This window comes from Thalassolituus sp. UBA3500 (assembly GCF_002377545.1).
GTDB lineage: Bacteria > Pseudomonadota > Gammaproteobacteria > Pseudomonadales > Oceanobacteraceae > Thalassolituus.
Genome location: NZ_DFQB01000019.1, coordinates 1 through 8,195, shown reverse-complemented (window position 1 = coordinate 8,195; position 8,195 = coordinate 1). Strand labels below are relative to the sequence as shown.

The window sequence follows — 8,195 nt, the reverse complement described above, 5'->3', positions numbered from 1 at the left end:
TACCGCTGGGAGCAGTGGTTCTTCACGAAACTGATCGATAAGGGTCTGGCGTATAAGAAAGTCTCAGCGGTGAACTGGTGTCCGAATGACCAGACCGTACTGGCCAACGAGCAGGTCATCGACGGATGCTGCTGGCGCTGTGACACTGTGGTCGAGCGCAAAGAAATTCCACAGTGGTTTATCCGTATCACGGATTACGCAGAAGAACTTCTGAACGATCTCGACCAGCTGGATGGTTGGCCAGACCAGGTAAAGGCCATGCAGCGTAACTGGATCGGCAAGTCCCGCGGCATCCAGATGAGCTTCGGTCTGAAAAATCGCGAGGATAACCTTGAGATTTACACCACCCGCCCGGACACCCTGATGGGTGTAAGCTACGTTGCGGTTGCTGCTGGTCACCCTCTTGCAAAAGAAGCTGCAGAGAGCAACGCAGAACTGGCTGCCTTCATCGACGAATGCAGCAAATCAGGTACAGCAGAAGCCGATATGGCCACCGCCGAGAAAAAAGGCATGGCTATCGGTTTTACAGCGATCCACCCGATTTCTGGCAAAGAGGTGCCCGTCTGGGTCGCTAACTTTGTACTGATGGAGTTCGGTACCGGCGCGGTGATGGCCGTACCTGCGCACGACCAGCGTGACTGGGAATTTGCGAAAAAATACAGCATCGACATCCAGCAAGTGATTGAGCCTGCAAATGGAGAAGAGATTGATCTGGGTAAAGAAGCCTTCACTGAAAAAGGTACCCTGATTAATTCGGGTGAATTCGATGGCCTCGGTTTTGATGCAGCCTTCGATGCCATCGCCGCCAAACTGGAGAGCGAAGGCAAAGGCGAAATCAAAGTAAACTACCGCCTGCGCGACTGGGGCGTCAGTCGCCAGCGCTACTGGGGCTCACCGATTCCGGTGATCCGTACTCAGGATGGTGACACCATTCCTGCGCCTGAAAGTCATCAGCCAGTGATTCTGCCAACCGACGTGGTGATGGACGGCGTCAACTCGCCGATTAAGAACAACCCGGAATTCGAAAACATCGAACTGGATGGTCAACCTGCGTTCCGCGAAACCGATACCTTCGATACCTTTATGGAATCCTCCTGGTATTACGCGCGTTATTGCTCGCCGCAGGACGACACCCAGATGCTCGACCCGAAAGAAGCTAACTATTGGCTCCCTGTCGACCAGTACATCGGTGGTATCGAGCACGCGATTCTGCACCTGCTGTACGCCCGCTTCTTCCATAAGTTACTGCGTGACGCAGGTCTGGTGAACTGCGACGAGCCGTTCAAAAACCTGCTGACTCAGGGCATGGTGCTGGCCGAAGCCTTCTCTTACACCACTGAAAACGGTGCCAAAGAATGGGTTAACCCTCTCGATGTAACGGTTGAGCGTGACGAAAAAGGCCGTGTTATTGGTGCTAAGCGCACAGAAGATGGTCTTGAGCTGACCGCCGCGGGCATGAGCAAAATGTCCAAATCAAAGAACAACGGTGTCGACCCACAGGAAGCCATCAAGCAATACGGTGCCGATACCGTGCGTTTGTACACCATGTTTGCTGCGCCGCCGGAGCAGACGCTTGAGTGGTCTGATTCTGGCGTATCGGGTGCACAGCGTTTTCTTCAGCGCGTGTGGCGCCTCAGCTATGAACTGATTCAGCAAGCAGATCGCGGTGACATCAGCGACCTCAGCAAAGACGAAAAAGACGCGCGCCGTAAAGTGCACGAGACCATTCAGAAAGTGAGCGACGACTTCGGCGTAAGAAACAGCTTCAATACAGGCATCGCCGCCGTGATGGAGCTGATCAATACGCTGCAAAAGCAAAAGCTCGAAAGTGCTGGCGGCCGTAGCGTCGTCGCAGAAGGTCTCGATGCGGTCGTTCGTATGCTGTCACCGATTGCGCCACACATTGCGCAGTCTCTGTGGGAAGCCTTCGGTAATGATGGTCTGGTGCTGGATGCTCCGTGGCCAGTCGTTGATGAAAAAGCGCTGGAAAAAGACAGCATCCTGTTGATTGTTCAGGTGAACGGAAAGGTGCGCGCGAAACTTGAAGCGCCGGCAACCGCCAGCAAAGACGAGCTGGAAGCCATGGCGCTGGCCGATGACAGCGTGAAAAACCAGATTGACGGCAAGACAATTCGCAAGGTCATCGTGGTGCCAGGTAAACTCGTCAACATCGTGGCGAATTAAGCGAGCTAACTACGTTATCAGTCATAGAACCAGAAGAGTAATGAATCCACTATGCGCCACCTGATTATCGCTCTAACGCTAAGTGTGATCGCCAGCTGCGGCTGGCAACTCAGAGGCGTCTCTGAATTACCAGAGGGTTTCCGTATCATTCATGTTGGCGGTGGCCCCCAGAACATTCGAGAGCAACTGATTCAGCGTCTGCGATTTAATGATGTCGTGGTTCCTGAGCGGGCGCTTGATGCACCCGCTCAGATCGAGATTAACGAGTATTCCGTTGAACGCCGGACCCTGTCTGTAAACAGCGTTGGCCAGATCGCTGAATATGAATTTAACGCCTTACTCGACGTGACGGTAACCCGGGGTGAAGAAACCGACCACTTCGTCACAGAGGCACGGCGCACCCTCAGTAACGACGTAAATAACGTCGTTGCTACACAGCAAGAAGAACGACAGCTGCGCGACGCGCTTGATTCAGACCTGCTCAGTCGCTTAATGCGTCGGCTGGAACGTCTTTAATGAAACTGCGTCAGGACCAGTTAGGGCCTCACCTCGCCAAAGAGCTGGCTCCCTGCTATCTGATCTCAGGCGATGATCCGCTACTGGTGATGGAAGCCTGTGACGACATACGCAAAGCCGTAAAGCAGCAAGGCATTGATGAGCGCGAGCTGTTTCATGCAGAAGCTGGCTTTGAATGGCGGACTCTGCGGGAAGAAGCCTCAGCCATGTCTTTGTTCTCCAGCCGCCGCCTGCTGGAGCTACGCATTCCCAATGGCAAGCCGTCAGACAAAGGGGAGACCATTAAGGACCTTGCTGAGCACCCGTCGCCTGACAATATCCTGCTGATTATCTGCCCTCGCCTGGACGCGAAGACACAGAAAACCGCGTGGTATAAAGCCATTGAGAAACACGGCGTTGTACTGCCCATCTGGCCGATAGAGCGAAACCAGTATCCGAGTTGGCTGAAACGACGATTCCAGATGGCAGGGTTGCAGGCTGATCAGGCTGCCGTGTCAGCACTTGCACACCAGACAGAAGGCAATCTTCTGGCTGCGGTACAGGAAATAGAAAAACTGCGAATGCTGGGCGAGACAACCATCAGTGAAGAACTCATTATGCAGAGTGCAGGAGACAGCTCCCGTTTCGATGCGTTCGGACTGGCAGACGCCTGCCTGACGGGGAAACTCGGCGAAGCAAACCGCATGCTCAGCCACCTGCGCTCAGAGGGGCATGAACCCATTATGGTGCTTGGAGCGCTAACTCGGAAGATAAGACAACTCATCGCCCTGAAACCATGTCAGGGGGCACAGGCGCTCTCTGAAGGCTTTCGCACCCAAGGCGTCTGGCCAAGGCAGCAAGCCCCGTACAAAGCAGCTCTACAACGCCTGTCGATGAAAGATTTGCACAGAGCACTCAGTACCGCAGCCGAAGCTGACCTGGCCGCCAAAGGCAGTGGCGACGACGCCTGGCTCAAAATGGGTCAAATAGTCATTATCCTATCAGGTCAGGCAGACAAACTCTTTACATTGACCTGAAAAGAACCGTTAGCTGAGTCACACTTTTTTCTTCTTTCCGCTGCCATACTTTCCCGACTGATCCGATCAGCCTGAATTTGTACTCTGCCAGTCATATGGCTCACGACGACTAATCAAGCGTCATGATATCGACTGAATTTGGCAATTAAGATTTCAGAAGTGTAGCCAGTGCCGTCATACCGGATTCATAATTCGGTAAAAAAATAAGCGGGCCCAAAAACCGCATGCCTGATGGAGATTAAAATGAATACAGTAGCGCAGCAGCAGAACAGCGATCTCGTATGGGATCTTGAGAAACTCAATCAGCACAAACGTGCCATGAATTTCGTAAAGCAGTTCGAAAACCGCTTCTGTGTATTCTCAACATCAGTGCGTCAGCTTTATACTAACTACAGTATTTTCTTTCCGGAAGAAGCACACCGCCAGATGGTCATTCTCCCGGACCCGTATGCTTTTCACGATACCTTCAGCCACCTGAACCCAGACGCCGTCAGCGCTACAGGCCTGCATGTCATTCCGGGCAATCTGATTGGTAAGCAAGGTTTGTATCTGGTGATCTCTCACAAGGATAAGAAAGTCCGCTCGGTGCCTATTCCCTTTCAGGAAGGCATGCGACAAATTCTACGCAGAACCAACAGCGATGACCCCTTCCTGCCAGTACTGATGAAAGGCGACCTTCGTGAATTCAACGATAAGCTGCCTTGCCTGCACCTGCACCGCCTTCGCCTGAGCGAACTGTCGGGACTATCGTCACTGGAACGAGAAAGCATTCGTAGCCTGATCACAGATAAACTGATGGATCTGTATCAGAAGTCAGCTACCTTCAATACCGGCAGCTGAACCTTGTTGTAGCCTGAGAACTCAGGCGGTTTCTTTTGATGGGTCGTGATAATAGGCCCGTACCAGTCGCGCCAACCCCTGCCGCCATGCTTTATTTTTAATCCCAAACGTGTGGAACAGAGCCGTATGATCAGCAACAGGCGCCCACACCTCGGGTGTCATCCCCCCTTCCTGCGTTGTCAGTTCTACTGCCGTCAGGTCCTCAAACTGGCGAGCTTCAGCCAGTAGCGCCTCTGCAAAGGTATAAGAAGATACCGCCTCGACACCGGAGAAATGATAAGTACCCCAGAGATCATCTGCGAGATGAATCTGACGCAGCATCGCCAGTACCACAATGGCAACATCGTCGACCGGAGTAGGCTCAAACTCACGCTGCATATCCAGCGCCAGCGTCGGCTCTGAACGAATCACACTGAGAATACGGCTGGCAAAATCACTGCCATCAAGCGTCAAAAGCTGCCCCACACGAAGAATAATATGCTGAGGATTCTCCGCCGCCAGCATCTCCAGCTCAGCAAAGGCCTCGCTCAATGCACTGGTGTTATCAGCGGCATATTGTTCAGTGACTGTTTCTTTACCGCCCAGGTAGCGATGCAGAGTCGAAAGCAACACAACCAGTGCACCCTCTTCCTGAGCCCGGCCAATCCAGAATTTAGCCGACTCCACATCGGTATCTTCATTCAGCGCCGGCGAAATCACATACGCAGGTCGGGCACTGGACTGCAACATTGGTCGCTCGGTGCTGGCAATGGACACACCGCGGTGAATGAGATTCTGCTCTGCCATCAAGCGACTGATGTAACGGCCTACCGGGCGATCTGCGCCGATGATGTGGGTGTGAAAACTACTGATAGCCAAACGTGTATTCCGAGTATCGGGTTCAAAAAAGCAAGATTACCACTGCTACCCTCAGACAGCACGTGGGATTTAATCGACAGCCAATGACAACTCACAAATCATATTCTGATTCCGCAAGGCGTCATTTCTGTTGGGATACATACGAACATCGTTCAGGCCGATCAGCAGAGCCAGTCCATCGGTGAGACCAACAAACCCGGCTCTGTGCTCTTCAATGAAAGGAGGTTGAAGTATCCGTCCATCGGTAAAGGCTTCGTTGCGGACCATGCCTCCAGCCAACGGGTTAATACAATCCCCCGGACGGCGGAACAGGGCAATCGCCTGCGGGCTTATCACCAGAGCGTTGCCGTTGACCAGCTCAGCCTCGGCCACAGGGGAGCCATCGCTCAGAGTCAGGAGCGTCCATTGACGAATCAGATCAGATGTATTTTCAATAATCATAAACAAAAATGGCGACTTAAAAGCCGCCAGTGTACCCCACCCGAAAGCCCCTCAGAAGAGCTCAATTTCGCTATCTCCGCCACCTTCACCTTTACGACGTCGATCATTCACCTCCGCCAGCACCATGTCTTGCAGGTCCAGAAGCTCGTCATCGCTGAGCTGACTGATATCAAGTGCTTGAAACGTGCGCGCCAATGCAGCCTGAGCCTGATAGCAATGCTGATGAGCCGGACCACTGCCGGGCACAGTGACACCGCTCGTTCCAAATACTGGTTTTTTACAATACACACAGTTGAGTGACATAACTCTCCTTCGGGAGAAGCTGTTGACCGTCTTTGTGTGAGTATAGTCAGTGTTCCCCTATTCGCATGTCAGGTCAGGCGAAACTCTGACCTTTACATACTCAAGAACTACTCGAAGTTGACCGCTTTTTCAGCCCGATTGCCAAATTTGTCCTCAACAACCAGAGTCCAGCGTGTGCTGTTACCGATAATCTGACACGGCACCATCACATGCCCCGGGTAGGACACGAACCCATCACAACGGTCGCCCATAACACTCTCAAGCCAGACAGATTCAATGCCGCGGCCATCGTCATAGGCCATGCCCGACAAACGTTTCGTCTCGTCGAGCCACTCGATGTTACCTATCACTGGCGCATCGTAGTCAGGATAGTCGGCTTTATCCCATGGATCAGTGCCATCGCGCGTTTCAATATCATTGCTGAAGCCATCACCATCGAGGTCGGTATCTGTATTATCACCGATACCATCGCCGTCAAAATCTGCCCATTCTGTCGGGTCTGATGGAAAGGCATCCACATCATTGTTGTAACCGTCGTTGTCGCGGTCATCATCCAACTCATCAGGAATACCATCACGATCAGAATCCGGTGGAGTACTGGTATTGTCGTACGGATCGTAAGACAGCTCCCGCTCATAGCGGTTGATGATACCGTCACCATCGATATCAGAGTCACTGTTGTCACCAGTGCCATCACCGTCAGTATCACTCCACTCCTTACGGTTCAGTGGAAATACATCGCTGTCGTTCGGGACTTCATCGCCGTCAATATCTTTATCGAGTGCATCGGGAATGCCATCCCGATCCATATCAGCAGGAACGCTTAATGGATCTTTCGGATCTGTCCCCAATCGAACCTCATACTCATTACTGATGCCGTCACCATCGATATCGAGATCGATATTGTCGCCTTGGCCATCACCGTCAAGGTCAGACCACTCCAGAGGGTTATCAGGGAAGGCATCTTCATCGTTCAGGTAACCATCTCCATCCCTGTCCTGGTCAACAAGGTCGGGGATACCGTCGCCATCAGCATCGCGCGGCACCGAGCCTGCATCTGCCGGATTCGTTCCAGCCTGCTCCTCATAGACGTTATCGATGCCATCACCGTCGCGGTCTCTGTCGCGGTTATCGCCGATGCCATCGCCATCTAAGTCGAACCACTCCGATGGATCACGAGGGAACAGGTCGATGTCATTACCAATGGTGTCACCGTCGAGGTCGGTATCCAGCTCATCAGGGATACCGTCACCGTCAAAGTCGCTCGGAACACTGTCCGCATCGTAAGGGTCAAAGCTTAACGTCAGCTCAAATTCGTTATTGATACCGTCGTTATCGATGTCTTCATCTGAGTTGTCACCCAGACCATCACCATCGAAATCTGCCCACTCTGAGGCATCCTCAGGAAAGGCATCATCTTCATTGAGATAGCTGTCACCATCCATGTCGTCATCCAGCACATCAACGATACCGTCCTTGTCCAGATCACGTGGCTTACTTTCGGGATCAAGATCATCTGACCCTGCCGTCTGCTCGACGTCATTACTGAAGCCATCGTTATCACGATCCGGGTCGCGGTTATCACCGATGCCATCACCGTCGGTATCTACCCACTCTTCACCATCTGACGGAAATACATCAGCACTATTATCGACGCCATCGCCGTCCAGATCGGAATCGAAGTAATCCGGCATGCCATCGCCATCAATATCCGACGGCTTGCTCTCAGGGTCGAGAACGCCGGTGCCAAGGTGCATCTCAAAGACGTTAGGGATACCGTCGTTATCGGCGTCAGGATCTTCATTGTCGGGGATGCCATCGCCATCGGTATCAGCCCAGGCAGCGCTGTTGTCTGGGTAGAGATCTACATCGTTAGCAAAACCATCACCATCCCGGTCATCATCAAGAAGATCCGGGATACCATCGCGATCGGTGTCTGCGGGCGCCGAGAAACGGTCATCAGGATCTGTACCCGCCTCTTCTTCGAAGGTGTTCCCTACTCCGTCGCCATCCCGGTCTGAGTCTGTATTGTCACCG

Annotated in this window: 8 protein-coding genes; 4 read left to right on the top strand and 4 right to left on the bottom strand. The window is 52.8% G+C overall.

The window, feature by feature from the left end:
- From leuS to B2R29_RS04330, 4 genes are all read left to right on the top strand, one after another.
- On the top strand, positions 1-2,184 hold a 2,184-nt coding region (gene leuS / locus B2R29_RS04345; protein WP_301179945.1), incomplete at its 5' end, for a leucine--tRNA ligase.
- Positions 2,185-2,235: 51 nt separating this feature from the next.
- A complete protein-coding gene (gene lptE, locus B2R29_RS04340) occupies positions 2,236-2,700 on the top strand; it encodes an LPS assembly lipoprotein LptE (RefSeq protein ID WP_301179944.1) in 465 nt (154 codons plus the stop codon).
- Positions 2,700-3,716, top strand: coding sequence for a DNA polymerase III subunit delta (gene holA, locus B2R29_RS04335; RefSeq protein ID WP_301179943.1), 1,017 nt, complete (start codon positions 2,700-2,702; stop codon positions 3,714-3,716). Before lptE ends, holA begins: the two co-directional genes overlap by 1 nt.
- Before the next feature lie 243 nt (positions 3,717-3,959).
- Complete coding sequence (locus tag B2R29_RS04330; protein ID WP_084188794.1) at positions 3,960-4,556, top strand: hypothetical protein; 597 nt, start codon at positions 3,960-3,962, stop codon at positions 4,554-4,556.
- Positions 4,557-4,577: 21 nt separating this feature from the next.
- On the opposite strand, the gene B2R29_RS04325 is transcribed toward B2R29_RS04330, so the two are convergent.
- From B2R29_RS04325 to B2R29_RS04310, 4 genes are all read right to left on the bottom strand, one after another.
- Positions 4,578-5,414 carry a sugar nucleotide-binding protein gene (locus B2R29_RS04325; protein WP_301179942.1) on the bottom strand — a complete coding sequence of 279 codons (837 nt, stop codon included), beginning with the start codon at positions 5,412-5,414 and terminating at the stop codon, positions 4,578-4,580.
- A 69-nt stretch (positions 5,415-5,483) separates the two neighbouring features.
- Positions 5,484-5,855 carry a hypothetical protein gene (locus B2R29_RS04320; protein WP_301179941.1) on the bottom strand — a complete coding sequence of 124 codons (372 nt, stop codon included), beginning with the start codon at positions 5,853-5,855 and terminating at the stop codon, positions 5,484-5,486.
- 51 nt (positions 5,856-5,906) lie between these two features.
- Positions 5,907-6,158 carry a DUF2175 domain-containing protein gene (locus B2R29_RS04315; RefSeq protein WP_301179940.1) on the bottom strand — a complete coding sequence of 84 codons (252 nt, stop codon included), beginning with the start codon at positions 6,156-6,158 and terminating at the stop codon, positions 5,907-5,909.
- Between the two features lie 107 nt (positions 6,159-6,265).
- Positions 6,266-8,195: thrombospondin type 3 repeat-containing protein (locus B2R29_RS04310; RefSeq protein ID WP_301179939.1), on the bottom strand; the 1,930-nt coding region annotated here is incomplete at its 5' end.

Coding starts and splice junctions, on each gene's coding strand:
- B2R29_RS04330 (WP_084188794.1), top strand. CDS start 3,960: ATGAATACAGTAGCGCAGCAGCAGAACAGCGATCTCGTATGGGATCTT.
- B2R29_RS04315 (WP_301179940.1), bottom strand. CDS start 6,158: ATGTCACTCAACTGTGTGTATTGTAAAAAACCAGTATTTGGAACGAGC.
- B2R29_RS04320 (WP_301179941.1), bottom strand. CDS start 5,855: ATGATTATTGAAAATACATCTGATCTGATTCGTCAATGGACGCTCCTG.
- holA (WP_301179943.1), top strand. CDS start 2,700: ATGAAACTGCGTCAGGACCAGTTAGGGCCTCACCTCGCCAAAGAGCTG.
- lptE (WP_301179944.1), top strand. CDS start 2,236: ATGCGCCACCTGATTATCGCTCTAACGCTAAGTGTGATCGCCAGCTGC.